23 protein-coding genes, 3 tRNA genes and 1 pseudogene are annotated in these 25,645 nt (G+C 44.5%); 15 read left to right on the top strand and 12 right to left on the bottom strand.

From position 1 onward, the window contains the following. Positions 1–55 precede the first annotated feature (55 nt). Positions 56–1,351 carry a site-specific integrase gene (locus tag JM642_RS10100; protein WP_203433640.1) on the bottom strand — a complete coding sequence of 432 codons (1,296 nt, stop codon included), beginning with the start codon at positions 1,349–1,351 and terminating at the stop codon, positions 56–58. A 61-nt stretch (positions 1,352–1,412) separates the two neighbouring features. After that, on the bottom strand, positions 1,413–1,631 hold the full coding sequence (locus JM642_RS20360; RefSeq protein ID WP_037430492.1) for a hypothetical protein: 219 nt from the start codon (positions 1,629–1,631) through the stop codon (positions 1,413–1,415). A gap of 176 nt (positions 1,632–1,807) precedes the next feature. Here JM642_RS20360 and JM642_RS10095 point away from each other — a divergent pair, with 176 nt between their 5' ends. Next, on the top strand, positions 1,808–3,385 hold the full coding sequence (locus JM642_RS10095) for a DUF3369 domain-containing protein (RefSeq protein ID WP_203433638.1): 1,578 nt from the start codon (positions 1,808–1,810) through the stop codon (positions 3,383–3,385). Between the two features lie 109 nt (positions 3,386–3,494). On the opposite strand, the gene JM642_RS10090 is transcribed toward JM642_RS10095, so the two are convergent. After that, a complete protein-coding gene (locus JM642_RS10090; RefSeq protein ID WP_203433636.1) occupies positions 3,495–3,980 on the bottom strand; it encodes a hypothetical protein in 486 nt (161 codons plus the stop codon). Between the two features lie 223 nt (positions 3,981–4,203). Here JM642_RS10090 and ccoN point away from each other — a divergent pair, with 223 nt between their 5' ends. From ccoN to ttcA, 11 genes are all read left to right on the top strand, one after another. Next, positions 4,204–5,640, top strand: a complete 1,437-nt coding sequence (gene ccoN / locus JM642_RS10085; RefSeq protein ID WP_011072351.1) for a cytochrome-c oxidase, cbb3-type subunit I — start codon at positions 4,204–4,206, stop codon at positions 5,638–5,640. Positions 5,641–5,652: 12 nt separating this feature from the next. Beyond that, positions 5,653–6,279: a cytochrome-c oxidase, cbb3-type subunit II gene (ccoO, locus tag JM642_RS10080; protein WP_023265294.1), complete on the top strand. Its 627-nt coding sequence runs from the start codon at positions 5,653–5,655 to the stop codon at positions 6,277–6,279. Between the two features lie 11 nt (positions 6,280–6,290). Then, positions 6,291–6,467, top strand: a complete 177-nt coding sequence (locus JM642_RS10075) for a CcoQ/FixQ family Cbb3-type cytochrome c oxidase assembly chaperone (protein WP_011072349.1) — start codon at positions 6,291–6,293, stop codon at positions 6,465–6,467. Then, positions 6,467–7,435 carry a cytochrome-c oxidase, cbb3-type subunit III gene (gene ccoP / locus JM642_RS10070; RefSeq protein WP_037430481.1) on the top strand — a complete coding sequence of 323 codons (969 nt, stop codon included), beginning with the start codon at positions 6,467–6,469 and terminating at the stop codon, positions 7,433–7,435. The genes JM642_RS10075 and ccoP overlap by 1 nt, the downstream gene beginning before the upstream one ends. A 110-nt stretch (positions 7,436–7,545) precedes the next feature. After that, a complete protein-coding gene (locus JM642_RS10065) occupies positions 7,546–8,025 on the top strand; it encodes a FixH family protein (RefSeq protein WP_203433634.1) in 480 nt (159 codons plus the stop codon). Positions 8,026–8,047: 22 nt separating this feature from the next. Next, the gene (locus JM642_RS10060; protein WP_203433632.1) at positions 8,048–10,447 is read left to right on the top strand and encodes a heavy metal translocating P-type ATPase metal-binding domain-containing protein; all 2,400 of its coding nucleotides are present in this window, start codon (positions 8,048–8,050) and stop codon (positions 10,445–10,447) included. Between the two features lie 20 nt (positions 10,448–10,467). Beyond that, a complete protein-coding gene (ccoS, locus tag JM642_RS10055) occupies positions 10,468–10,671 on the top strand; it encodes a cbb3-type cytochrome oxidase assembly protein CcoS (protein WP_037418545.1) in 204 nt (67 codons plus the stop codon). A gap of 8 nt (positions 10,672–10,679) precedes the next feature. After that, positions 10,680–11,372 carry a sulfite exporter TauE/SafE family protein gene (locus JM642_RS10050; protein ID WP_203433776.1) on the top strand — a complete coding sequence of 231 codons (693 nt, stop codon included), beginning with the start codon at positions 10,680–10,682 and terminating at the stop codon, positions 11,370–11,372. A gap of 55 nt (positions 11,373–11,427) precedes the next feature. Then, the gene (gene etrA / locus JM642_RS10045) at positions 11,428–12,180 is read left to right on the top strand and encodes an electron transport transcriptional regulator EtrA (RefSeq protein ID WP_037418542.1); all 753 of its coding nucleotides are present in this window, start codon (positions 11,428–11,430) and stop codon (positions 12,178–12,180) included. A gap of 126 nt (positions 12,181–12,306) precedes the next feature. Then, positions 12,307–13,239, top strand: coding sequence for a universal stress protein UspE (gene uspE / locus JM642_RS10040; RefSeq protein ID WP_047536990.1), 933 nt, complete (start codon positions 12,307–12,309; stop codon positions 13,237–13,239). A gap of 77 nt (positions 13,240–13,316) precedes the next feature. After that, positions 13,317–14,285 carry a tRNA 2-thiocytidine(32) synthetase TtcA gene (gene ttcA, locus JM642_RS10035; protein WP_047536988.1) on the top strand — a complete coding sequence of 323 codons (969 nt, stop codon included), beginning with the start codon at positions 13,317–13,319 and terminating at the stop codon, positions 14,283–14,285. A gap of 56 nt (positions 14,286–14,341) precedes the next feature. On the opposite strand, the gene JM642_RS10030 is transcribed toward ttcA, so the two are convergent. Both JM642_RS10030 and JM642_RS10025 read right to left on the bottom strand, forming a co-directional pair. Then, positions 14,342–14,965, bottom strand: coding sequence for a DUF2987 domain-containing protein (locus tag JM642_RS10030; protein ID WP_047533359.1), 624 nt, complete (start codon positions 14,963–14,965; stop codon positions 14,342–14,344). After that, complete coding sequence (locus JM642_RS10025; RefSeq protein WP_047533356.1) at positions 14,958–15,770, bottom strand: glucosaminidase domain-containing protein; 813 nt, start codon at positions 15,768–15,770, stop codon at positions 14,958–14,960. Before JM642_RS10025 ends, JM642_RS10030 begins: the two co-directional genes overlap by 8 nt. Before the next feature lie 290 nt (positions 15,771–16,060). On the opposite strand from JM642_RS10025, the gene JM642_RS10020 reads away from it, so the two are divergent. Beyond that, positions 16,061–16,981 (top strand): YvcK family protein, encoded by a 921-nt coding sequence (locus JM642_RS10020; RefSeq protein WP_037418527.1) that lies wholly within the window; start codon positions 16,061–16,063, stop codon positions 16,979–16,981. Positions 16,982–17,079: 98 nt separating this feature from the next. Here the strand turns inward: JM642_RS10020 and JM642_RS10015 are convergent, their stop codons facing one another. The 5 genes from JM642_RS10015 to JM642_RS09995 form a co-directional block, all read right to left on the bottom strand. After that, positions 17,080–18,273 carry an amino acid aminotransferase gene (locus tag JM642_RS10015; protein ID WP_203433630.1) on the bottom strand — a complete coding sequence of 398 codons (1,194 nt, stop codon included), beginning with the start codon at positions 18,271–18,273 and terminating at the stop codon, positions 17,080–17,082. A 295-nt stretch (positions 18,274–18,568) separates the two neighbouring features. Next, positions 18,569–18,655 (bottom strand) — tRNA-Leu (locus JM642_RS10010). A gap of 49 nt (positions 18,656–18,704) precedes the next feature. Next, a tRNA-Cys gene (locus JM642_RS10005) sits at positions 18,705–18,778 on the bottom strand. Between the two features lie 23 nt (positions 18,779–18,801). Beyond that, a tRNA-Gly gene (locus JM642_RS10000) sits at positions 18,802–18,877 on the bottom strand. Positions 18,878–19,154: 277 nt separating this feature from the next. After that, positions 19,155–20,588 carry a glyceraldehyde-3-phosphate dehydrogenase gene (locus JM642_RS09995; RefSeq protein ID WP_023267065.1) on the bottom strand — a complete coding sequence of 478 codons (1,434 nt, stop codon included), beginning with the start codon at positions 20,586–20,588 and terminating at the stop codon, positions 19,155–19,157. A 206-nt stretch (positions 20,589–20,794) separates the two neighbouring features. Between JM642_RS09995 and JM642_RS09990 the strand changes: the two genes are divergently transcribed. Both JM642_RS09990 and gap read left to right on the top strand, forming a co-directional pair. Beyond that, positions 20,795–21,682, top strand: a complete 888-nt coding sequence (locus JM642_RS09990) for a DUF2989 domain-containing protein (RefSeq protein WP_172589592.1) — start codon at positions 20,795–20,797, stop codon at positions 21,680–21,682. 213 nt (positions 21,683–21,895) lie between these two features. Beyond that, a complete protein-coding gene (gene gap / locus JM642_RS09985; RefSeq protein WP_037418518.1) occupies positions 21,896–22,906 on the top strand; it encodes a type I glyceraldehyde-3-phosphate dehydrogenase in 1,011 nt (336 codons plus the stop codon). Positions 22,907–23,041: 135 nt separating this feature from the next. Here the strand turns inward: gap and nadA are convergent, their stop codons facing one another. Together nadA and JM642_RS09975 are read right to left on the bottom strand one after the other, a co-directional pair. Next, complete coding sequence (gene nadA / locus JM642_RS09980; protein WP_037418516.1) at positions 23,042–24,115, bottom strand: quinolinate synthase NadA; 1,074 nt, start codon at positions 24,113–24,115, stop codon at positions 23,042–23,044. 114 nt (positions 24,116–24,229) lie between these two features. After that, positions 24,230–25,552: pseudogene (locus tag JM642_RS09975) on the bottom strand (IS4 family transposase). Positions 25,553–25,645 lie beyond the last annotated feature (93 nt).

Raw genomic sequence — 25,645 nt, 5'->3', positions numbered from 1 at the left:
ATACATTGTGCGCAGTTTTCATGTAAGAGGTATTAACTAGGGTGCCGATAACATCCTAGTTAATACCTTGCAAATGGTCTAACGGCTTATTAAAGGCGCTTTCATGTCTTTCTATTTGTGTGGTGTGTAAATACTTCGATGTGGTGTCGATACTCTCATGGCCTGCATCGGCTTGGACATGTGACAACGGTCTACGGTTAATATTAATGTCATGGGTAATCCCAGTATGTCTGATATTGTGTGCTGTGAGTTTTCTCATTTGTGCCGCGTATTGGTGAAAGCCATCAGCTTGAGCATTATCCGCAGCAAGATTAATAATCGCTTGAATTTCTTCCCGTATCTGACGGATCCCAAGATTAGCATTCACTACACCCGCATCTCGGCCGCGACCAGCTGCTCTATGTCGAACAAATAACGGATGTGGTTCACTTTGATTTGGATAGTCAGTAAGACCTAAAAACTGTCGATATTTAACTAAGCCGTCCAGTAACGCCTTTGACATCGCCACGCTACGCTTTTTACCACCTTTACTGAGTGGAATATGAAAACTCCAAATACCAGTCTGTGGATTTTGCCTAAATTGGCCCATAACGGGCGAATAGCCAACCCGTGCAGATACATCAGAGATGCGTAAATAGCAGGAATAAATCAATGAAATCAAGAATAAACTACGTTGATGCAATTCGGGTGATGTTTCAGCCAATCGAGTAACTGTGCTCATTACATAGGACCACTGTAGTTCTGTGAAAGCCAAGTTGTTTTCATCTTCCTCGCTTTGTCTTTGATACTGCTTGTTTTGGCCAAAGCGGCTGTGATTCAACCAAATTTGCGCGGGGTTGCGCTCACAAAACTCCTCACTCATTAAGTAGCTATAAAACGAGGATAAAATAGCAATCTTGGTTTTTAATGCATTGTCACTAAGCACATAAGGTTGAACTTGCCCTAACAGTTTCTTGCCGACAAATGGCCGCCAAAGACTATTAGGAACCCGATCATCACTCAGTTTATCGAGTTTAAACTGTGGCACGTTAAAGTAACCAATCAGCGCTAAGGGTGGCGCCAAACAATAATCCACATACCGACTCATATCCTTACGTAGTACCTGTGTGGGTGACATTTTGGCGACATCAAAGCACCAATGCAGGAATGTAGTGAGTTCACTCCGATAGGCTTTATAGTTGTTTTCACTGTGTTTTTGTTCAAACAACCAATCTGTTGCATGTTCCATTACTAAACCTGCATCAGGCACATCCGTTAGACTGACTTGGGTAATGTATTGATTCACCACACTGTTCCCATCTTGTATGAATTCAATTGAATCAAATAAAGGTAATACTGGAGGAAGCTGCATAATAACTTTTAAATTTAAGTGTTTAATGCATGATAATACTTAAATGCAAATGCCGATAACGTTATTTATCGGCATTAATGAGTCTTTCAATTTGCGGACAACTTGTTTGTGAACATTGCTGGCAGCCTATGCGTTTTTGGCAACAGATAAGGCAAAGTTGCCAGACTTTCCGTTTTGATTGATTATCTAGACATGAAAAATCCGCTGCACATAGACTTCCTTCACGAATGAGTTGCGCAAGTTTCTCCTCTGATATAGATAAATTGATCCTTTCTGCCATATATGCCATATAAATTCCTGCTGAGTTATCTATTTTGATAATACACAAATGATAATAGTTATCAATAACGAGCTGTTAAATTTGCGACCTTCCCCGCTGCAGAATTATTTTTACTGATTTGACAAGCTTCTACTACACTCTAACTGTGCGACATAAATTAAGTGATGAGGTCTCGGATGGTGATTGATCTTACAAAGAAAAAGCCGCTCTTTTCAGGGAAAAAAACCATAGAAACTTCTGCATTTTCTGCACCATGGAAAATTCTTGTTGTTGATGATGAGCCTGATGTACACACGGTCACTAAACTTGCACTTTCTCGTTTTAAACTCGATGGTCGTGCCCTCTCCTTTATTAACGCTTATAGTGCTGAGCAAGCTAAAGAATTTCTTTTAAATGAACAAGATCTGGCAATTGCCTTTATTGATGTTGTTATGGAAACCGATCATGCTGGCTTGGAGTTAGTAAAGTGGATCCGTGAGGAACATAAAAACAAAACAATCCGCCTAATTTTGCGCACAGGACAACCAGGCCAAGCTCCTGAAGAAGATGTTATCGTCAACTACGATATCAATGACTATAAGGCAAAATCTGAACTCGATTCACGCAAGTTAATGACAAGTGTCTACTCGGCACTGCGTTCTTACCGCGACATTATGGAAATCGAACAAGCAAGGTGTGCGCAGCTGAATCATCGAAAAGGATTAGAGCGAGTGCTCGAGGCAACCTCAGGATTATTTGAACTCAGAACGCTCTATCGATTCGCTGATGGCTTGCTGACCCAAGTTGCAACCCTATTGAATCTCGATTCCGAAACACTGCTGCTAACCTGCAATGCCATGGATGCGATAAGCGGCCATATGGAATCTGCTGAGATTAAGATTTTGGCGGGGACGGGACAATTTGCCGAGAGTCCTGCGAACAAAGTGTTACCAATGCATATTGATAAGTTATTACGCACAGCTCTCGCACAAAAGCGTTGTTTATATGAAGATAACTGTTTCGTTGGCTATTTCCCTACGAAGAGCGGGCTTATCAACCTGCTTTATATGGATGGGATTGATAAAATCGACGATTTAGATAAAAAACTTATTGATATTTTTGCAATAAATGTGGGTATCGCCTTTGAGAACCTACTTCTAAACCAAGAGGTCGAAGATACCCAGTCTGAACTTATTCTACGTTTAGGGGATGTCGTTGAAAGCCGCTCAAAAGAGGCTGCTAATCACGTAAAACGCATGGCCGAATATTGTGCCAAACTGGCGCTACTTGCTGGATTATCAGAGACCGAAGCTGAACTTTTACGCAGAGCATCGCCTATGCATGATATTGGTAAGATAGCGATCCCCGATGCTGTGTTGCTTAAGCCTGGCAAGTTAGACGATAAAGAATGGTTGGTTATGCGTCAGCACCCTACTATTGGTTACCAGATCCTCGCGAATTCCGAGCGGCCTATCCTTAAAGCCGCTGCGATTATAGCCTTGCAACATCATGAAAAGTATGATGGTTCAGGCTATCCAGCCAATTTAAGACAAGAACAAATTCACATTTTTGCCCGTATTGTTGCAATTGCAGATGTGTTCGATGCTCTTTCCCATGCACGTTGCTATAAAGCAGCTTGGCCACTGGAAGAGGTTATCGATGAAATGCGTAAAGGTGCAGGTAAACATTTTGATCCTGATTTACTCGAACTGTTTATCAATAACATCGATATTTTTGTACAGGTTAAAGAAAACTGGAAGGATCATGATGAATAGCCAAAATAGCATTCATAATCAATCATCCGCCTATGATAATCGGTCATTATGAATAAGGAGTGGGAGTTAATATTGTTACCAAGCTCTTTATCCGGCGAACGCCATAAACTTAATATGGATTATCGGCAAGAAAGTCAAAAATAACGGCTTGCTCGATACCATTTCGACTAAAACTGATAAAACCACGCCACACCATATACCCACTGCTACAGGAACCGTAAATCAACTGCCCCTCATAGGTTGTTTTATCGAGTTGACGAATATTGACAGGGATAATGCCCATAAACATATCTCTACCTTCTAAACGGACCTGTAAATTATCAAGTACATCAGAAGATAATAGCTTCAATGTTAATGGTTTTTCACTTAGCGCACGATCTGGCGAAAGGCTGATGCTCAGCACTATATCCCCGACCTTTTTAATGCAATCTCCCTGAGTAAACACACAAAGAGTGGGATCTGTAGGCGGTATTTTTACCTGTTGCTCGGCTTTTTTATCACAAGCGCTAAGATTCAACGTAATTAACATGATGTAAAGCGGGAGACGTTTGCGATTAAGCACAAAAATTAACCTTGTGATGCAAGATGTTAACATTCTATGGCGTAGGTTGATCTAGATCAACTTTCCGTCCCCCTTCTTTGGTATCTTTTTTGACATGGCTCAAGTATCATTGCGAAACCTCATATTTGAGCACAAATGTGTAGGGTAACGCATTGACATGGCTTCATAACCCTTATAGGGGCATGAGCTTTGTGTCATATATAACAGGTAAAGCTAGTCTTTACTAAAAGTAAAAGTAATAAGCAGTGGAAGCATTATGATGAACCATTCCCAGCCAACAGGCGCTGATTACAATTACACCATTGTCCGCCAATTCGCCTTAACCACAGTTTTGTGGGGTATTGTTGGTATGTCAGTCGGTGTTTTAATTGCGGCTCAGTTAATCTGGCCACATCTGAACTTCGATACGCCTTGGTTTACGTATAGTCGCTTGCGACCATTACACACCAATGCGGTAATTTTCGCGTTCGGAACATCAGCCCTCTTTGCAACATCCTATTATGTCGTACAACGCACCTGTCAAACCCGACTATTTGCACCTAAATTAGCTGCATTTACGTTTTGGGGATGGCAAGCCATCATTCTGTCAGCAGCCATCACTCTGCCAATGGGTTATACCAGCGGTAAAGAATATGCTGAATTAGAATGGCCAATCGATATCGCAATTACGATCGTTTGGGTATCCTATGCAATAGTGTTCTTCGGCACTATTATCAAACGAACAACATCGCATATTTACGTAGCGAACTGGTTCTTTGGTGCATTTATCATTACGGTTGCCGTGCTTCACATCGTGAACTCAATGGCCGTTCCTGTTAGCTTGTTTAAGTCATACTCTATGTACAGTGGCGCGGTCGATGCCATGGTGCAATGGTGGTATGGTCACAACGCGGTAGGCTTCCTGTTAACCGCTGGCTTCTTAGGTATGATGTACTACTTCGTTCCTAAGCAAGCGGGTCGTCCTGTTTACTCATATCGTCTGTCGATTGTGCACTTTTGGGCACTTATCGCACTGTACATTTGGGCAGGTCCTCACCACTTACACTACACTGCCCTGCCTGACTGGACTCAGTCTTTAGGTATGGTGATGTCACTGATCCTGTTCGCACCATCTTGGGGCGGTATGATCAACGGTATCATGACCTTATCTGGCGCATGGCACAAACTGCGTACTGACCCAGTATTGCGTTTCTTAGTGGTTTCTCTGTCTTTCTATGGTATGTCGACCTTCGAAGGTCCGATGATGGCCATCAAGACAGTTAACGCTTTATCTCACTACACAGACTGGACAGTAGGTCACGTTCACTCCGGCGCGCTAGGCTGGGTTGCAATGGTATCTATCGGTTCTCTGTATCACTTGATCCCAGTACTGTTCGGCCATGGCCGTATGTACAGCATCAAGTTAGTTAACGTGCATTTCTGGTTAGCGACAATCGGTACTGTTCTTTACATCGTGTCTATGTGGATTTCGGGTGTAATGCAGGGTCTGATGTGGCGTGCAGTTAACGCTGACGGTACTTTGACTTATAGCTTTGTTGAAAGTCTGGAAGCTTCTTATCCTTTCTACTTCGTACGTTTCCTCGGCGGTTGTTTCTTCTTAACCGGTATGCTGATCATGGCATACAACGTGATCCGTACTGTGAAAGCCTCTAAAGATTCATTGCCAGCACTGGCTGAAGCAAAAGCGGCTTAAGGAGCAAACTCGATGAAATTTAATCATGAGATAGTTGAAAAAAACATCGGTTTGTTAGCGATATTCACTGTTATCGCTATCAGCTTCGGTAGCTTGGTTGAAATCACGCCGCTGATTTTCCAAAAAGATACCACTGAGCCTGTTGAAGGTTTGAAACCCTACACTGCCCTGCAACTTGAAGGCCGTGACATTTATGTACGTGAAGGTTGCTACAACTGTCACAGTCAGATGATCCGTCCTTTACGTGCAGAGACTGAACGTTACGGTCACTACTCTGTTGCCGGTGAGTCTGTTTGGGATCACCCATTCCAATGGGGTTCTAAGCGTACTGGTCCAGACTTGGCCCGTGTTGGCGGTCGCTACAGCGATAAATGGCATGAAGTTCACTTAATCGATCCTCGTGCTGTGGTCCCTCAATCGAATATGCCAGCCTTCCCATGGCTTGCCGAAAACAAGTTAGACGGCAAGTTAACCGGCGACAAGATGACTATTCTGCGTAACATGCACAAAGGCGGTTACAAAGGTAAGGATCTTTACACCGATGAAGAAATCGCAGGCGCGCAGAAAGCTGTTGAAGGTAAGACAGAGCTGGAAGCCTTGATTGCATATCTTCAGTCTTTGGGTCACGCACTCAAATAAGGAGGCAGTATATGGATTACGGCACATTACAAGGTATTTTAACCATCATTGTGATGCTGACCTTCGTCGGTATATTTGCTTGGGCATATAGCTCGCGTCGTCAAAAATCCTTTGATGAAGCAGCGAATCTTGTGTTTTCCGATGAGGAAATCAGCAAGGAATCGAAGGACTCAGGAGAGAATAAGTGATGAGTAGCTTCTGGAGTATTTGGATTAGCGTACTCTCGTTAATTGTGATCGCAGGATGTTTTCTGTTGCTACGTGTGTGTTCAAAGAACACCACCGATGTCAAAGAAGGCGAATCCATGGGTCACAGTTTCGATGGTATCGAAGAACTCAATAACCCACTGCCAAAATGGTGGAGTTATATGTTCTATATCACTATCGTGTTTGGCCTAGTGTACTTAGCCCTGTTCCCAGGTTTAGGTAACTACAAAGGTCTACTGAACTGGACCAGCTCTAACCAAAGCATTGGTACAGAGAAAGGTATTAAAGCCGATTCTGTAGCCGCGATTGAGCTGGCGGCAAAAGAAGGCATGTACGTTCAGTACGACCAAGAAGTTAAACACGCTAACGAAAAATATGGCCCAATCTTCGCGGCTTACTTGGCAACACCACTCGAAGAGTTAGTGAAAAACCAAGAAGCGTTGAAAGTGGGCGGCCGTTTGTTCCTACAAAACTGCGCGCAGTGCCACGGCTCTGACGCACGTGGTAGCAAAGGCTTCCCTAACCTGACCGACAGTGATTGGTTATACGGTGGCGATTTAGCCACGATTAAAACCACCATCATGAGCGGTCGTCATGGCATGATGCCACCAAAAGGTGGTTTGCCAATCGACGATAGCGAAATTGCAGGTCTAGCCGAGTATGTGGTTAAGTTATCTGGTCGTGAACACGACGAGAAACTCGCAGCTCTTGGTCAAGGTTCATTCATGAAAGGTTGTTTTGCGTGTCACGGTATGGACGCAAAAGGCAACAAGCTCATGGGCGCACCTAACTTAACTGACGATGTTTGGTTATATGGCGGTAGCCGTGGTGTGATCGAAGAAACGATCAAACACGGCCGTGCAGGCGTGATGCCAGCATGGAAAGACGTTCTCGGTGAAGAGAAAGTCCACGTGATCGCAGCTTATGTTTATAGCTTGTCAAACAAGTAATTAGATATGAGTAACACTAAGGCCTCGATAACGTCGGGGCCTTTTTTTTAAAGTGCTAAAGCCACCTTTTAACGGTAAAATGGCGCAAATTTTTATAATGGGTATTTAACATGAGCGAACAACAACCCTGGTATAAGCAGTTTTGGCCTTGGTTTTTAATTATTCTTCCTTTATGTGCCGTCGTCGCAAGTTTTACCACGCTAAAAATTGCCCTCTCAAACTCTGACTCTCTGGTTGCCGAGGATTATTACAAAGAAGGCAAAGCCATCAACATGGACTTGAGTAAAGTCAAATATGCCAAGCAGCTTGGCATGCAATGGCAACTTGAACAGAATAACCATGAACTCCTATTAACTCAGCACGGCGGCCCAGCCTATCAAGCTGCGTTGAAAGTCGAATTTTACCACCCAACGATTGCCGAAAGAGATATTAAGACCACTGTCACCGCCGATGCCAATCATGTGTATCGCATTACTCTGCCCGATGTGTTAACGGGTGCTTGGGAAGTCCGCCTCGAAGGTTTTGACGGTAAATGGCGTATTCATCAACGTGTCGAATTAAAAGACAACGTCCAATTGTGGTTGAACTGACGGTGGTTGAATAAGTATTGCTATGACACATCCAAGTTGTTTTCACTGTAATGAACCTGTACTCACCGGCACGCAGTTTGTCACTCGCATTAATGATCGCGATGAACTCATGTGTTGCCCAGGCTGCCAAGCGGTATCCCAAGCCATTGTTGATGCAGGCTTATTAAGCTATTACAAGTTTAGAACTGAGCCAGGTAATAAACAGACGGCCCTTGTGCCTGATGAATTAAATCAGTTTAGTGCCTATGACTTGCCCGAGGTACAGCAGGACTTTGTCCACTCAGTGGAGAATAGCGACTCAGTGTCGCTGTCCATTGATGGCATTACCTGCGCGGCCTGCGCTTGGTTAATTGAACATAAAGTGAAGCAACTGCCTGGCGTAAGCCAAGTGATGGTCAACTCCACCACCCAAAGGGCGCTGATCAGCTGGGATAAACAGCAAGTTAAACTCAGTGATATTTTGGGGCAAATTAGCCGTATCGGTTATCAAGCTGCGCCCTATCAAGTGGATGAGCAAGAACTGACCGCCAAGCAAAATAGCCGTAAATTCTTACTGCGTTTAGGTTTGGCGGGCTTTGCCACCATGCAAGTGATGATGTTCGCCCTCGCCCTCTATACCGGTTACTTTACCGATTTAGATGTGCAATATCGGGATTATTTCCGCTGGGTGAGCATGATTTTCGCCACGCCCGTGGTGCTCTATTCGGCGCAGCCCTTCTATTTTAGCGCCATTCGCACCCTGCTCAGTGGCAAACTCAATATGGACGTATCGGTCTCTATCGCCATTGGCGGCGCCTATATCGCCAGTTGCTTTGCGACCGTTAACGGCACGGGCGAAGTCTATTTTGAATCCGTTTCCATGTTTACCTTCTTCCTGCTGCTGGGACGTTATTTCGAGCAGAAGGCCAGACAAAAGGCCTCCGTTAGCTCCAGTAATCTCCACAAGTTAGTGCCGTTAACGGCACATCTGGTCACGGCGCAGGGGCAAGAAGAAATCCCCGCAAAAAAATTATGTCTTGGGGATATTATCCTCATTAAACCCGGTGAAATGGTCGCCGCCGATGGAATCGTGGTTGACGGCCACACCAGCATCAATGAAGCCATGCTCACCGGTGAGCAAATGCCTATTGAAAAGCCCGTCGATAGCCAAGTATTTGCTGGCACCATAAACCTAGACCAACCCATTAAGGTAAAAGTCACCGCTCTTGGGCAAGACCAATTGGTTGCTGAAATTATTCGCTTGCAGGAATTAGCCTCAAACACTAAACCTGCCGTCGCTATGCTGGCCGATAAACTGTCGCGTTATTTCTCAGGCACTATCTTAACCATAGCGACAATCACCTATCTGGTGTGGCTACAAATCTCCCCCGAAGACGCCTTTTGGGTGACCTTGTCAGTATTAGTGGCCACCTGTCCTTGCGCCCTTGCACTGGCAACGCCTACCGCAGTGACCTGCGCGACCGCGATTTTTACCCGTCTTGGGATCATTACCCGTAAGGCGGGTGTATTTGAAAAACTGCCCCAAATCAAGCATGTAGTATTTGATAAAACCGGCACCCTCACCTGCGGCACGCTATCGATAGCCAAGGTGCAATGTCATTGTGATGTGGCTAAAGAACAAGTGTTGGCAATTGCTGCTGCGCTAGAGTCAGGTTCTCGTCACCCCATCGCTGCGGCCTTTGCCAGCTTTGCCCAAGTCGATGTTGTTGCCGAGCAAGTTCACCATGAAGTGGGTTTTGGGGTTAAAGGCATTATCAATGGCGCTGAATATCGCATTGGGAATGCTCACTTTACTGGCGCAATAGTCAATTCAGAGTTTATCAATCAACAGATTTGGCTTGCTCGTGCCAATGATGCCCAACTAAAGGTTATCGCCACTATTGAGATCAAAGACAATATTCGTATCGATAGCAAAGAAACTGTCGACATACTGAAGCAACAAGGTTGCAAGGTCAGTATCGCCAGCGGGGATAGCTCTGGGCATGTGCATCAATTGGCAAAAGAGCTCGGCATTACGGATGTACACAGTGGACTCACACCGGCCGATAAACTCTCGCTAGTGAATAAGTTACAGCAATCCAATCCTGTGGTGATGTTCGGTGATGGCATAAATGACGCTCCTGTACTCGCTGGCGCCGATTTATCCGTGGCCATGGGCAGCGGTAGTGCAATTGCCAAAAACAGTGCCGATCTTATTTTGCTTGGCGATCACCTCTCCCGCTTCACCCAAGCGGTGAGGGTTGCTAAACTGACCACACAAATTATTCGCCAAAATCTCGCTTGGGCATTAGGTTACAACGCGCTCATTTTACCTTTAGCGGTAACCGGCCATGTTGCACCTTATATTGCCGCTATCGGCATGTCGACAAGCTCACTGATTGTTGTGGGTAACAGTTTGAGATTATTACGAATTAAAATATAACAATAAAATAGGCTTAGCTAATGAGCATCATTTATGTACTTATCCCTATTGCGATGATCTTTGTGTTGATCGCTGTAGCCGTGTTCTTTTGGGCGGTAAAATCCGAACAATTCGATGATTTAGACCGCCAAAGTGTCTCAATTCTATTCGATGAAGATGCCGACAAACCTAATCCTGCGAGCATCAAGCAACAGGAATCTCAAGACAAAGGCATGCCTCAGTGACTGGCACTGTGATTGAATACAATGTAATGGGTGCGTTTCTCGTTGGTCTAATGGGAGCCGCTCACTGCTTTGGCATGTGCGGTGGCCTTGTTGGCGCCTTTTCCTCTCAGCTTGCTAATCCTAAGCAAGGAAACCACTTAGCCCATCAACTCACTTACTTATTAAGTTATAACCTTGGCCGGATTGTCAGTTATACCCTCGCGGGCGCTTTAGTCGGCGGTTCATCTGCCATGCTTGGGCACTTATTTGAGCTAGATAGCTACCTATTAATTCTCCGGATCATCGCCGGCGTCATGATGATTGCAACCGGGCTTTACATTGCAAAAATTTGGCTCGGAATAGTACAAATTGAACGCCTTGGTCAGGTATTGTGGCGTTATTTGAAACCCATAGCACAACGTCTGGTGCCAATCACTACGCCAATGCAAGCTATCACCGCGGGATTGATATGGGGATGGCTGCCCTGCGGACTGGTATATAGCACCTTAACTTGGTCTGTAGCGGCAGGATCTGCCAGTCAAGGCGCCTTGATTATGCTGGCATTTGGTTTGGGTACACTCCCTGCACTACTCAGTGCAGGATTGGCGGCCAAACGCTTAGCCAATTGGGTGCAGCAAAAAACCGTTAGATTATTGAGTGGCTTACTTTTAATTGCCTTTGGTGCACAAACTTTATATATCGCCCTGTCGCAGCTAAACTAGCCCAAGCGAATGAATTGGTTTAACATGGCTGCAGTGGATTAACTTGAGAACCGACATGACAATAGAGCAGAATAAAAACCGTCGTCCCGCCGCCAGTGGGTGCGCAATTCATTGTCACGATTGCAGTATGGGAACCCTTTGTATCCCATTCACCCTCAATGCAAATGAACTCGATCAACTCGATGACATTATTGAGCGTAAGAAACCTATTCAAAAAGGCGAACAGATTTTTAAATCGGGTGATCCTTTAAAATCACTCTTTGCGATCCGCTCAGGCACCATAAAAAGTTACACTATCACCGAACAAGGCGATGAACAGATCACTGGCTTTCATTTAGCGGGAGATGTCATTGGTTTTGATGGTATTCATGCACAATCTCATCAAAGTTTTGCACAAGCCTTAGAAACCTCCATGGTGTGTGAAATACCCTTCAATATTCTCGATGAACTTTCAGGCACAATGCCTAAATTACGCCAACAAATCATGCGCTTAATGAGTAATGAAATCATGAGCGATCAAGAAATGATTTTGCTGCTCAGTAAGAAAAATGCAGAAGAACGCCTCGCTGCATTTATCAGTAATCTCGCTAACCGCTTTGGTAATCGAGGTTTTTCTGCCAAAGAATTTCGCTTGACCATGACACGTGGGGATATTGGTAATTACTTAGGCCTTACCGTTGAAACCATCAGTCGCTTGTTAGGCCGCTTCCAAAAATCTGGGTTAATCGAAGTAAAAGGAAAGTACATCATTATCGTTGATTATAATGAACTTAATCTTCTAGCGGGTAATGCCAGAATTGCCAGATAAGCTTCATCATTAATCATGCGTTTTTGGCGCTAGGCACTGGTTTTCAAAAGAGTTTTGATCTAGAACAATACAGATAATTGCCAAAGGCTCATGATGAATATGAGCCTATGACTAAAGGAACAAGTTATGAAGGATTATCAAAAAATACTGGTCGTTGTCGATCCTACGACAGAACATCAAGTGGCACTCGCTCGAGCGGTTACCTTAGCCAGTAAAAGTAACGCCCATGTGACTGTGTTTCTTTCGATTTTTGACTTCTCCTATGAAATGACATCGATTCTATCGAGCCAAGAGCGCGAAGCCATGCGCCAAGGCGTGATTGATCAACGTTTAGCTTGGATACAAGATCTGCTGTCAGCCTATAACCACCTACAACTTAATATTGATACGCAAGTTATTTGGCACAACCGCCCCTTTGAAAGCATTATTAACCATGCCATTTCAGGGCAATATGATCTGATTGTTAAAGGCACCCATGCTCATGATAAATTAAAAGCGGTGATCTTTACTCCGACGGATTGGCATTTAATGCGTAAAGCCCCTGTTCCTGTATTAATGGTCAAAGATCATGATTGGCCTGAAACCGGTAAAATTCTCTGTGCGGTAAATGTGGCAACTGAGGATACCGATCATCAAATGCTTAATGGCAAAATTATTGAACATGCGAAGGATTTAGCCGCAAAATTTGCCGCCGAAGTTCACTTAGTCAATGGCTATCCAGGCACACCGGTAAATCTTGCCATTGAACTCCCCGATTTTGATGCACAAACCTACAACGACACCATTCGCCTACAACACGAACAAAGAGTGCAATACCTGGCTAATGCCTATGGTATCGATACACTCCATTGCCATGTGAGGGAAGGATTGCCAGAGGATGTGATCCCAGAGCTTGCTGAGCAGCTCGATGCTGAATTAGTTATTTTAGGTACAGTCGGTCGTACAGGCTTTTCAGCAGCACTCATTGGCAACACAGCAGAACATGTTATCGATAGTATCAATTGTGATTTATTAGCTATCAAACCTGATGGTTATAAATCACCGCTTGAAGAGGCGTAACGCACGCCGCTCTTTACCCCGCCGTCGATAGCTGGAATAATACGCGCCCTGAAACTGAGTTACTGGGCGCTTTTTTTATGTTGGAAGCTATGTCTGAAGTTACGGCGAGTCAAATGCCTGAAGAATTATCAAAAAAACAAATTACCCGTCTGAATAAATTACAGAAGCGTCTTCGTCGTGAAGTGGGTAGTGCTATCGCCGACTACAACATGATTGAAGATGGTGACCGAGTCATGTGCTGCCTAAGTGGCGGTAAAGACAGCTATGCTATGCTGGATATTCTGCTCAATCTACAACAGCGCGCGCCTGTACAGTTCGAAATTATTGCCGTTAATTTAGATCAAAAGCAGCCAGGTTTCCCTGAAGATATACTGCCTGCCTATCTAGATAGCCTTAATATTCCCTATCACATTCTTGAAAAAGACACTTACTCGATTGTGAAGGAGAAAATTCCTGAAGGCAAAACCACTTGCTCACTGTGCTCTCGCCTGCGTCGTGGCACTCTCTATGGTTTTGCGCAACGAATTGGCGCAACCAAGATAGCTCTCGGTCATCACAGAGACGATATTATTGAAACGCTATTCCTCAATATGTTTTATGGCGGCAAGATGAAAGCCATGCCACCTAAGTTGCTCTCAGACGATGGCGCAAACGTGGTTATTCGCCCACTTGCGTACTGTCGTGAAAAGGATTTGGAAGAATACGCACAGCTTAAAAAATTCCCCATTATTCCTTGTAATCTCTGTGGCTCTCAGGAAAACCTCAAGCGTCAAGCGGTGAAAGACATGCTCAATCAGTGGGATAGACTATATCCTGGCCGTATTGAAACCATTTTCACTGCTATGCAAAATACTGCACCTTCACAGGGTGTTGACCGTGACCAATTTGACTTTGTATCGTTGAAACGCGATCCCAACGCGCCGATGAAGGGGGATGTGGCCGAAGCCGAACTGCCCGCCTTTGATTTTCTCGATATTGCTAACAACGGCCATATCGATTTAGATGCGGCAAAACGCATCAATATCGTCAACGTGTACGAAGCGTAAATGCGACAAGCATAAAAAAGCCCACTGACGTGGGCTTTTTTATAGCTAATCTATTGTTACTTAACCCAAGGACTTAATACGGTCGGCACATGGCTAAATTGCAATGATGTCAAACTATTGATCTGCTCAACGCTCAGCTTAAAGCTGGTATTCACCTGTTGTTCACGCCCATCAAGCGTCACAGTAACAGTTTGATCTTGAGCAAATTCAAAATTTAATCCTGCAATAGGATCCTTAAAGTAACGCATCGGGAAGCCCTGCATAGCCCCTAGTAAGTCATCCATTTCACTAGCAATTTGCTGTAAGCGTTCTTGATCATATTGAACTTGTGTTTGCTTCGAGCGCACTTGCATCGCAATTCCACAGCCTTCAGCCTTACCCTCAAACTCTAGATTTACTAATGCCCGCTGATCTTTCAGTGCATCATCAAAGGGAATAAACAAACGTTGCGCAGATGTATAAGTGAGTGGCGTTGAATTTAATTCACTCGAAATGGTACCACTCTGAATATGGCAGTTAGGCAGCATTGGTACACTAAAGGCCACTTCAACTAACTGATAACTACCCTTATTGACTTGCTTTAATCTGTCATAAAACCCTTTATATTCAAGGGAAATTGTTTCTGCCTGCACATTTGATGCACACAAGCAAACTCCCACTAACAACCATTTTTTATACATCCGCCTTCACCAAATATTTTTCATTATGACGTAACATATCGAGTAACTCATCGATATAAGCTTCTTGCCTTTCAGAATAATTCACTAATCCATAGATAAGTTGGTCGGCACTCAATTCAGCCTCCTGAGCACGTAAATCGGCTCGAATTGAGCGAAACAAGGCATATGCTGTGTTCGAGTTTAAATTACGCATATAGGAGGAAACTGAAGCGTCTACCGATGGAAATATTTCTACTTCGTGTATTTTACCTGAGCCTCGCGAAGAAGGCACAATGCCGCAGCCATGACTAAAACACCATTCACCAAAGAAATTAAAACCTTCACGAGCAAAACGAGAACTGCCCCACCCAGATTCATTAGCCGCTTGGATCAGCACCATCGATTCAGGAATAATATCAACCCGTTTGAGTAGGCTGTTAAGGGATTTAGTATCGACACTGCGGGCAGCATATTGATATTTATCAAATAATTGATTGAGCTGCGCTAACTGTGATTCGGACAACGTATTGCCATTATCTATTACTGCCAACATATCAATGATAAATTCACGTTCAGTGGCAATAATGGCGTTTTGTTGTTGAACAATCGGCCTCAAAAAGTTAAAAAAGGCACGTTTTTTTTCTGCTACATCACTGATAGCAGAAAAGTCAGGAACTTGCGTAACAGGCTCAACGGCGTTTTCCAATTGGTTAACAATAGATTCAGGCTCATTCGTTGTAGGAATGAGCCACAATCTCAACGAAAAAATCGCCGAGATCACTAGGGCTAACGCGAGTGTAAACGAACCAATTCTACCAGTTTTCAATAAGTCACCTTCGATGTTGAGTTACTAGTGGCAAAATAAGCGCCAGATTATATGTCATATCTTGAAATTCACGAAATTTGGATGCAAAAACAACAATTCTTCCCAATCCTGCATTCACACATATCTAAAATGCGATCCGGCGCTTAAGTATTAGAATGCGTGAGAATTTTTAGTGCATGCTTTTGACTGAGCTTTTATACTAAGGTTCCGTTAGCCTCGGCAGTAACAAACTGAGTTTATCCGAGTTGATAACAGGATAGGATTTTACGGGTATTCAGGAAGGAAGCCTCATGCAGCAAATCTTAAACCAATTCAATCATGTAGTGGCTATCGGTGGCGGCCACGGTCTTGGACGTGTACTTTCATCACTCGATTTTCTAGGCAATCGTCTCACAGGTATTGTTGCTACGACGGATAATGGTGGTTCTACAGGTCGATTAAGAGCCGAGCAGGACTGCATTGCTTGGGGTGATTTGCGCAATTGTTTGTCCCAACTTGCTCATCGTCCTTCTGTCGGCTCACAATTATTTGAGTATCGCTTTCAAGGCGAAACTGAACTCAGTGGTCATAATCTAGGTAATTTGATGTTGCTCGCCTTAGATAAGTTGTGCGTTAGGCCCCTCGAAGCCGTCAATCTTATTCGGCATATGCTTAAAATTGAGACCAATATCATTCCAATGTCGGAGCAACCAACCCATTTGGTGGCATTACGAGCGTCCGGCTCAAAAGTGTTTGGTGAAGTGAATGTCGACAAGATGAATGAAGCTCCCATTGCACTATGCCTTGAGCCACAAGTTGATGCGACAGCCGAAGCCTGTGAAGCCATTTGCCGCGCGGATCTGATTATCTTGGGACCTGGCAGTTTTCTTACAAGTGTGATGCCACCTCTCTTATTACCCTGCTTTGCTAAAGCATTAGCAATGACAACGGCACCCGTAGTCTTTATCGATAATCTGAATGAAGAAACTTCGCCAGCAGGCCAGTTTAGTATTGAGCAGCGCATAGCCTGGTGCCATCAAGTAATTGGTAAACCCGTGATCACTAAAGTGCTGCGACATTCGGAACAAGTGCGTTTAGGCACCCTAGTTAATTATTTTCCCTTAAAAAATCGTCATAATCCGCAATTGCATGATCAGGCGAGTCTGCGTGATGCGCTTAACGCCATACTGCGGATAAAGTCAGAATTACCTTTAGAAACATTAGCTTCGTAATTGTTCTCTATACTGATAAACCATAAAACTTAAGTTTATCGACCGCATAAAAGTAAAAGGACAGCCTAAGCTGTCCTTTTTCGTAAGCCTCTTTTAAGTTAGAGGATTTGAGCAATCGCCTTACAGATCACAGGCATATTAGTTTTGGTCATACCCGCCACACTAATGCGACCCGAGCCGACGATATAAATGCCGAACTCGTCTTTCAAACGGGCAACCTGTGCTTTATTTAAGCCGGAGAAGCTAAACATACCGTTTTGACGGGAAATAAAGCTAAAGTCCTGTGTCACACCTTCATCTTTTAAGCTTTGTACAAATAGCGTACGCATCTCGGCAATACGTTCACGCATTTCGGTCAGCTCTTGTACCCAAAGGGCTTTCAATGATGCATCACTCAGAATCGTACTCACAATTAACGCGCCATGGGCTGGTGGATTTGAGTAATTTGCACGAATAGTACGTTTCACTTGGCTAAATGCACGCACCGCTTCATCGGCATTTTGTGCAACCACAGTCACCGCGCCGATACGTTCATTATACAAACCAAAGTTTTTAGAAAATGAGTTTGCCACTAATAGTTCTGGTACTTTTGACGCAACTAAGCGTAAACCAGCAGCATCTTCTTCAATACCAGCACCAAAACCTTGGTATGCAAAGTCGAATAATGGAACTAATTGCTTGTCCGCACAAAGATTAGCGACTAATTCCCATTGGGTTAACGTTAAATCAATACCCGTTGGGTTATGACAGCAACCGTGCAGTAGAATAATGTCGCCCGCCAGTGCATTGGCGAGATCTGTCATCATGCCATCAAAATCAATATCGTGGGCACTGGCGTTGTAGTAACCGTATTCTTTAACCGTCAAACCCGCAGTTTCAAAAATATTTTGATGGTTTGCCCAAGTTGGATTACTTACCCACACAGTGCGCGATGGCGTATTACGCAATAAGAACTCGGCAGCAATACGCAGTGCACCTGTACCACCAGGCGCTTGAGCAGTTGCTGCTCGGCCAGAAGTCACGAGATCACTACCTTCACCAAATAGCAGCTCTTGTACTACGCGATTATAGGTTTGAACCCCTTCTATCCCTAAATAGTTTTTAGTTTTCTCTTGCTCAAGCAATAGGGCTTCAGCTTTCTTAACTGATTGTAATACTGGAGTCTGCCCTGCTTCATCCTTATAAATGCCAACACCAAGGTTGACTTTATCTTGGCGCGGATCGGCCTTAAATGTATCGGTTAAACCAAGGATGGGATCGGCGGGTGCGAGTACTACCTGAGAGAAAATCATGACTACTTATCCTAAATGTTCACGTGTAGGGGGAAAATTCGGCTTATTTATACCACTGTCTTAAGAGAGGGAATAGCGCCTATTACCGCTTCTTAAGGAAATAGTTTGGCTATTATGGATTGATTAAAATAAATAACAACTAAATGAGAGATCATTTATGTGAAAGCTGAATTTTTTGAAAAATATGATTTTTTAGAGGCAGATCACTATCGCTTCAAGAGTGGCTTTAAAGTTATGAACTTGAAATTATTGCCAATAAAAAAAGCCTAACAAATGTTAGGCCTTTTTTATGTTATGGTACCCGAGGCCAGACTTGAACTGGCACGCTGTTACCAGCGAGGGATTTTAAATCCCTTGTGTCTACCGATTCCACCACTCGGGCAAACTCTTTATATTAACGACAGTAATCGTATCATTAATACTTTAATCTATGGAGGCGCGACCCGGAGTCGAACCGAGATCGACGGATTTGCAATCCGCAGCATAGCCATTCTGCCATCGCGCCAAATTTCCAAACTCGTAAAGAGTTGGAGCGACATATCGGGTTCGAACCGATGACCTATACCTTGGCAAGGTATCGCTCTACCAACTGAGCTAATGTCGCATCGATGTCATAGAGTAACGTTACTACGCTTTCCCCTGACTGCGGATTGGCATTCTACCGATTTAACCTTCAGAGTCAATCAACAAATTTGAAATATTGCGCTTAACCACACTGTTTGCCCAATATTCAGCCATAGCGATATAAACTTGCCGATAGAATCAACAATTCACGGATTTGCTCAATAACAATGTCCAGATAAATTGTTATTCAACATAATTGAAGTATAAAAAAAGCGCCCTCTCAGGCGCTTTCTCTGTTGTACTTCTGTCTGTCGCAATTAAGCAGGCAGAGACAGCGTTGTTAAGCCTAACATCGTTTGCATCACACCGACTACTTGGCAGCTGTAACCAAATTCGTTGTCATACCATACGTACAGAATGGCGCGTTTACCTTCGGCGATGGTCGCTTGAGAATCAACCACGCCCGCATAGCGAGAACCCACTAAGTCGCTTGATACGATTTCAGTTGAGTCTGTGTAGTCGATTTGGTTCTGCAAGGGTGATTGCAGCGCCGTGTCTTTTAAGTATTCGTTCAATTCGTCTTTGTTGGTCTCAGCATTTAAGTTCATGCTGATGATTGCCATAGACACGTTTGGCGTTGGCACACGAATCGCGTTACCTGTCAGTTTACCCGCTAATACTGGCAGAGCTTTAGCTACGGCTTTAGCTGCACCCGTTTCAGTGATCACCATGTTTAATGGTGCACTGCGACCACGACGGTCAGCACTGTGGTAGTTGTCGATCAGGTTTTGATCGTTTGTATATGAGTGAATCGTCTCAACGTGACCATTCTCGATACCGTACTTATCATTTACCGCTTTCAGTACTGGTGTAATGGCGTTAGTGGTGCAGCTCGCTGCAGACACAATGATGTCTTCTGGCGTAATATCGCCTTCGTTCACACCGTAAACGATGTTCTTGATGGCGCCTTTTGCAGGTGCTGTCAGTAACACTTTGCTTGCACCAGGGCTCTTCAAGTGTAAGCCTAGGCCTGCTTCGTCTTTCCAAATACCCGTGTTGTCTACCACTAAGGCATCTGTAATACCGTATTTAGTGTAATCCACTTCATCTGGTGAGTTTGCGTAAATCACTTGGATATAAGTACCATTCGCGATGATGGCATTGTTCTCTTCATCCACTTCAACAGAACCGTTAAATGGACCATGAACAGAGTCACGACGCAGTAAGCTTGCGCGTTTTTCTAAATCGCCCTTCTTACCACCACGTAATACGATAGCACGCAGTCTTAACTTGTTGCTGCGGCCAGTACGTTCGATCAGTAAGCGCGCTAATAAGCGACCAATACGACCAAAACCATACAACACCACATCACGCGGAGCGATATCATCAGCATGATCAATCGCAGCCGCTAATTCGCGTGCCATATAGCTTTCAATTTCGTTGGTATCGGTATGTTCAGCCCAGTATTTGACAGCAAGCTTACCAATATCCACTTTACATTGTTTAACAGCGAGTCTGCTTAAGGCTTGAACAAACGGGAAACTCTCGCGTAAACGTAATTTCTCGCCGACATGACGACGAACTAAACGGTGCGCTTTAATAATCTCAATAGTAGAAGCATTGAGTAATGGCTTACCATAAACCACAACTTCGACGCCTTGGTTACGGTATAACTTGCCCAGCAAAGGTTGCATTGCCTCTGCCATTTCAAAACGTTCTTGCCAACTTTGTAGGTGTTTATCAGCGCTCATTTACAGATCCTTTATCTCACTTTTCAATAAAATATATTGAAAGGTTTGAGTAACATGACGAAAAGACCAATAATCTTATGTAGGTTTTAGGGAAAACCCTCTGTTTTGGTCGGCGCCATTGTAATGAAAACTGACCCAGCTTGCTAGTAAGATATTTTCTGTAAATCTGTAATTTTATTAGAGAAAATTGCATTTTGGAGCGTATTTTGAGACAAAATCTAGTAATAATTACATCATTTACCCTCGCGATAAGCCTTTTCGGTTGTGATAATGGCCGAAATATCGAAACGATTTGTAAAAATAATCCTGAAATTTGTGCCGATTTGCATAAGGATGGCTGGTGTTTAGCCGAAAAAACAAAGTTGATCCAAAGTCGATACGACCTAAAGGACAATAAAAATCCAACAGGCAAGCAACTCTATCAACAGTTAACTTACCTCGAGGACTATAGTCGATGTATTGAATTGGCCTCGGGTGTTCAGCATATTATCCATACAAGCCGCACAGCTGATAGAGCCAGAGCCTTTCGACTAAGTACACAAAATTTGAGTCAGTTGCAGGATGAAACCCGCGAGCGCCAAGACCCGTTTATGTCTTATTATCAATGGACACGTTTTGGTGACACGGATGCATTAAACCGACTCTTGGCACAAGAAAATGCTGGCGAAGTCACTGAGCCATTTCTTTTAGCGCAAATAGCCACCTACTACAGCAACCGTAATGCCATCAAAGCGCAACAACTCTACCTTACTGTGTTTGCAGAGATCCAATACGCTGACTTTGATCCAAATTGGTTGCTTGGGCTCGCTGCAGCCTATCGCCAAACCCAAGCGCTAGAAAAAACTTACATGCTGACAAAAGCCAATTTACTACTTACGCAGCAGAAGTATTCTGAAGATAAGATGCTAGCCTTAATCGGTGGCAACAAAACGCTGGCGACAAGATTAGATGAATACGCCCAGAATTTGATCAATGCGTTAGAAGATGGCCTCTATTCGACTAGTCCGGTTGCGCTCTGGCTTGCTCCACCTCAGACAGAGGTAACACCGCCAGCGGCAACTCCCGTCGAACCAGAGAAGCCAAACTCGCCTTAAGGCTTGGGCCTTGAGTAACGTCGGCAAAATGTTTGCCATCTTGTAATTTTTTATCCAAATGCAGTGCTAAAAAAGGTGTTTTCGCGAGCAATGTAAAAAAACACCTAATTTGTTAACCAAATCCCGGCAAAATAGCCGAATTAACTTGACGATAGCTGTCAGTTTGGTAATTTTACTACCAGTTGAATTTTATAATCACCAGAGGGATATGAGATGACTATCCGTGTTGCAATAAATGGTTACGGCCGTATCGGTAGAAACGTATTACGCGCCCTGTACGAAAGCGAAAAAGCTTACCCAATCAAAATTGTTGCCATCAACGATTTAGGCGACGCTTCAATCAACGCTCACCTGACAAAATACGATTCTGTACATGGTCGTTTCAATGCCAAAGTTGAGCATGATGCTGAAGCAATTTATGTTAACGGTGACAAGATCCTCACTTTCCAAGAGCGCGATCCAGGCAAATTACCTTGGGGCGACCTACAAGTAGACGTGGTATTTGAATGTACTGGTATCTTCACTTCTAAAGATTCTGTTCAACCGCATTTAGCCGCTGGCGCAAAGAAAGTGATTATCTCTGCACCAGGCAAAAACGTTGATGCAACCGTCGTTTACGGTGTGAACAACAATGTGTTGACCGCGGATATGACCGTTATCTCTAACGCGTCATGTACCACTAACTGCTTAGCGCCTTTCGCTAAGCCGTTAAATGACGAAATTGGTATCGAATCAGGTCTGATGACCACCATCCACGCGTATACCAACGATCAACGTTTATCTGACGTATACCACACAGATTTACGCCGTGCTCGCGCAGCGGCACTGTCGATGATCCCAACTAAAACTGGCGCTGCCGCGGCAGTAGGTTTAGTTGTGCCTGAATTACAAGGTAAATTCGATGGTTTAGCGGTACGTGTACCGACTGTTAACGTGTCTTTAGTGGATTTATCTTTCATTGCATCACGTGACACAACCGTTGAAGAAGTTAACGCCATCATCGAGCGTGCAGCAAGCGTAGCACCACTGAGCGAAGTGTTGGCCGTCAACAAAGAGCCATTGGTATCTATCGACTTTAACCACAATGCGTTTTCATCTAACTTCGATGCGACACAAACCCGTGTTAACGGACGTTTAGTCAAAGTAATGGCTTGGTACGATAACGAATGGGGCTTCAGTAACCGTATGTTAGATAACGCGGTTGCGTTAATGAACGCTAAATAATCTCGATTAGCGATTTAGCTAACGCCCTGCAAATGCAGGGCTTTTTGTTATTTGCCGTGTGGCAACTGTAATTAAAAAAATATCCCCGCAAAGCGGGGATATTAATGTTGAAACTCGATGTGCGACTAAAAGCGCTTAGGCATTACCTTTCACTTTCATATTGAGCGTTTTAGCGAAATCGAGCATACGGGTCAGCGGGATTAACGCTTTCACTCGCAAGTCTTCATCGACAAAGATCTCATGGGTGGTTTTGTCGCTATCACTTAATGACGCTTCAATGGCTTTTAAGCCATTCATTGCCATCCAAGGACAGTGGGCGCAGCTCTTACAGGTGGCACCGTTACCACCAGTAGGCGCTTCTATCAATGTTTTACCCGGCGCCGCTTGTTGCATTTTGTAAAAAATACCGCGATCGGTCGCGACAATAAAACGCTCGTTAGGCATGGTTTGCGCAGCTTTGATCAACTGACTGGTGGAGCCGACAGCATCCGCCATCGCCACCACACTCGCGGGTGATTCTGGGTGTACCAAAATTGCTGCGTCGGGATAAACGCTTTTCAGATCACGCAGGGCATTCGCTTTAAACTCATCGTGAACGATACAGTCGCCCTGCCACATCAGCATCTCGGCGCCCGTTTGTTTGGCAATATAGCTGCCTAAGTGACGGTCTGGGCCCCAAATAATTTTTTTGCCTTCGCTGTCTAAATGCTCAACAATTTCAAGGGCAATACTCGAGGTCACCACCCAATCGGCACGGGCTTTTACCGCCGCAGACGTGTTGGCGTAAACAACCACGGTATGATCTGGGTGTGCATCACAGAAGGCGCTAAATTTATCAATGGGGCAACCTAAGTCCAATGAACAGGTCGCTTCAAGAGTCGGCATCAGAATGGTTTTTTCTGGGCTTAAGATTTTGGCAGTTTCACCCATAAACTTCACCCCAGCGACGATTAACGTCTTTGCGGGATGATCGCGGCCAAAGCGCGCCATTTCAAGTGAGTCTGAAACACACCCACCAGTTTCTTCAGCCAGAGCTTGAATTTCAGGGTCGGTATAATAATGGGCAACCAATACCGCATCCTTTTCAATCAGCAGCTGCTTGATACGTGCCTTGTAGTCCGCCTTTTCGGCATCGGACAGAGGAATTGGCTTAGGCGGAAACGGATAATCAATAGTTTCGATTGTTGGGGCAAATGGGCTGGGGCTCATAACAAATCCATCAGGATAACAACGTTCGCGAATTATACGTAATTGGGATCAAAAGATTAACCCATTTATGGCCTGCGAATAAAAAAGGACGCTAAATTGCGTAATGCCGTTCACTTAAGAGTGAACGGCATTTTTCTTTGGTCTAACCGGAAACTTGTTTTTGCTCATTTTAAGGACTCGTGGATATGCCCTTTCCCGTTTACCATCCAGCTTAAATTGCCGTGCATTTCGTTCTATATCCAATACGTCTCTCGGGACATTCCCCGGTGTTTGTGATGACAGTTGTGTCAACTTGAAGATGATATAACTCGCCGCATCCCGAAAACTCAGTTGATTGGGATGGACCGATGGCAAGCTTTTAGCCATCAGCAACATCTTATATCTAATGAGATTATAGGCCAGTAGCACGCCCCATAACTCTTGAGTCACCAGCTCCGGTAGTTGACTGCGGAGCGTAAAACGGCTCTCCAACAGATGTTGTTTCATCTCTCTATAGCCCAGTTCGATTTCCCATCGATGGGCATATAAGTCGACGATGTCTTCGCTGGGGTAACGCATCGGGTCTGTCAACGAGGTCAAAATGGCGACTGACTTACCTTTCACTATCTTAGTCAATAAACGTGCTTCAAGAGTTTCAGGGAGCTGCGGCCATTTCTTTCTGGCTTGAGGTGTCGTGGTGAGTTTCACCCTCTGGTCATGCTTTCCTAGCGTTCGCACCACCTCATATTGTGTGCCTTTCTTCTATGGCAACAACCAGTGGCTATCAGGTTGCGCTTGCTGCCAAGCGTGCAGCAGGCCGAGCGAGTAAAATCCTCGGTCAAATAGGGTTAGGCTGTGATTAGGAATGCTAGGAATGAGCTGGGACGCTAAGTTCATTTCATTTTCGGCAACCGAATCAAAGGCGCTGTTGACCAATAAATGGCTGCTTAATTCCATCAAGCAAACCATGCGAATTTGCGGATAAGCCGCTTCGCCTGAAGCGTTTGCGGTACGCGCAAAGGCGGCTTGATTTTGAACACTATCGGGTGTCCGCCACACGACACCGTCAACACCATACAAGTTAAGGCCGCACCAATGAGGATGTTCAGCTCTCGCGTGCCAGGTATTGGCGCTGCGGCTAAATACTTCTCTAATAACCTCACTGCCCAATCGTTTACGCGCCTGAGTCACGGCGCTGCGTACAACATAATCAATCTCTTGCGGCAAAACAATGTCGAGTTTGTTGATGAGTGACCGAACAGACTCCCCTCGGAACAAAGCCATTCCGATAACGGCCCAAATCATCGCGTCCATCGGCAATTTACGCCGTCTTAACGTCGCAACGCCCTGAGAGTCTAGGCAAGATTGAATTAACTCAGGTTCTAACACATCAGCTAAGCAGGTGAATTCGGTTAGGCGAGTAATATGAGTACGGGCGAGTGCTTCTGAGAGTTGCATAAAAAATCCGATGACATGAGGTCATCGGATTTTGATCTTTTCAGCGAGATCGTCAAGCGATCTGTCTTAACTGATCGGCATTACGCTAAATTG

The organism is Shewanella sp. LZH-2 (genome assembly GCF_016859145.1).
In the GTDB taxonomy this organism is placed as follows: domain Bacteria; phylum Pseudomonadota; class Gammaproteobacteria; order Enterobacterales; family Shewanellaceae; genus Shewanella; species Shewanella xiamenensis.
The sequence above is the reverse complement of the archived record's forward strand: the minus strand, read 5'-3'. Positions and strand labels throughout refer to the sequence as shown.

Excerpts from the sequence above, each read along its gene's own strand:
- JM642_RS10100 (WP_203433640.1), bottom strand. The coding sequence starts at position 1,351 with ATGCAGCTTCCTCCAGTATTACCTTTATTTGATTCAATTGAATTCATA.
- JM642_RS20360 (WP_037430492.1), bottom strand. The coding sequence starts at position 1,631 with ATGGCAGAAAGGATCAATTTATCTATATCAGAGGAGAAACTTGCGCAA.
- JM642_RS10095 (WP_203433638.1), top strand. The coding sequence starts at position 1,808 with ATGGTGATTGATCTTACAAAGAAAAAGCCGCTCTTTTCAGGGAAAAAA.
- JM642_RS10090 (WP_203433636.1), bottom strand. The coding sequence starts at position 3,980 with ATGTTAACATCTTGCATCACAAGGTTAATTTTTGTGCTTAATCGCAAA.
- ccoN (WP_011072351.1), top strand. The coding sequence starts at position 4,204 with ATGATGAACCATTCCCAGCCAACAGGCGCTGATTACAATTACACCATT.
- ccoO (WP_023265294.1), top strand. The coding sequence starts at position 5,653 with ATGAAATTTAATCATGAGATAGTTGAAAAAAACATCGGTTTGTTAGCG.
- JM642_RS10075 (WP_011072349.1), top strand. The coding sequence starts at position 6,291 with ATGGATTACGGCACATTACAAGGTATTTTAACCATCATTGTGATGCTG.
- ccoP (WP_037430481.1), top strand. The coding sequence starts at position 6,467 with ATGAGTAGCTTCTGGAGTATTTGGATTAGCGTACTCTCGTTAATTGTG.
- JM642_RS10065 (WP_203433634.1), top strand. The coding sequence starts at position 7,546 with ATGAGCGAACAACAACCCTGGTATAAGCAGTTTTGGCCTTGGTTTTTA.
- JM642_RS10060 (WP_203433632.1), top strand. The coding sequence starts at position 8,048 with ATGACACATCCAAGTTGTTTTCACTGTAATGAACCTGTACTCACCGGC.
- ccoS (WP_037418545.1), top strand. The coding sequence starts at position 10,468 with ATGAGCATCATTTATGTACTTATCCCTATTGCGATGATCTTTGTGTTG.
- etrA (WP_037418542.1), top strand. The coding sequence starts at position 11,428 with ATGACAATAGAGCAGAATAAAAACCGTCGTCCCGCCGCCAGTGGGTGC.
- uspE (WP_047536990.1), top strand. The coding sequence starts at position 12,307 with ATGAAGGATTATCAAAAAATACTGGTCGTTGTCGATCCTACGACAGAA.
- ttcA (WP_047536988.1), top strand. The coding sequence starts at position 13,317 with ATGTTGGAAGCTATGTCTGAAGTTACGGCGAGTCAAATGCCTGAAGAA.
- JM642_RS10030 (WP_047533359.1), bottom strand. The coding sequence starts at position 14,965 with ATGTATAAAAAATGGTTGTTAGTGGGAGTTTGCTTGTGTGCATCAAAT.
- JM642_RS10020 (WP_037418527.1), top strand. The coding sequence starts at position 16,061 with ATGCAGCAAATCTTAAACCAATTCAATCATGTAGTGGCTATCGGTGGC.
- JM642_RS10015 (WP_203433630.1), bottom strand. The coding sequence starts at position 18,273 with ATGATTTTCTCTCAGGTAGTACTCGCACCCGCCGATCCCATCCTTGGT.
- JM642_RS09995 (WP_023267065.1), bottom strand. The coding sequence starts at position 20,588 with ATGAGCGCTGATAAACACCTACAAAGTTGGCAAGAACGTTTTGAAATG.
- gap (WP_037418518.1), top strand. The coding sequence starts at position 21,896 with ATGACTATCCGTGTTGCAATAAATGGTTACGGCCGTATCGGTAGAAAC.
- nadA (WP_037418516.1), bottom strand. The coding sequence starts at position 24,115 with ATGAGCCCCAGCCCATTTGCCCCAACAATCGAAACTATTGATTATCCG.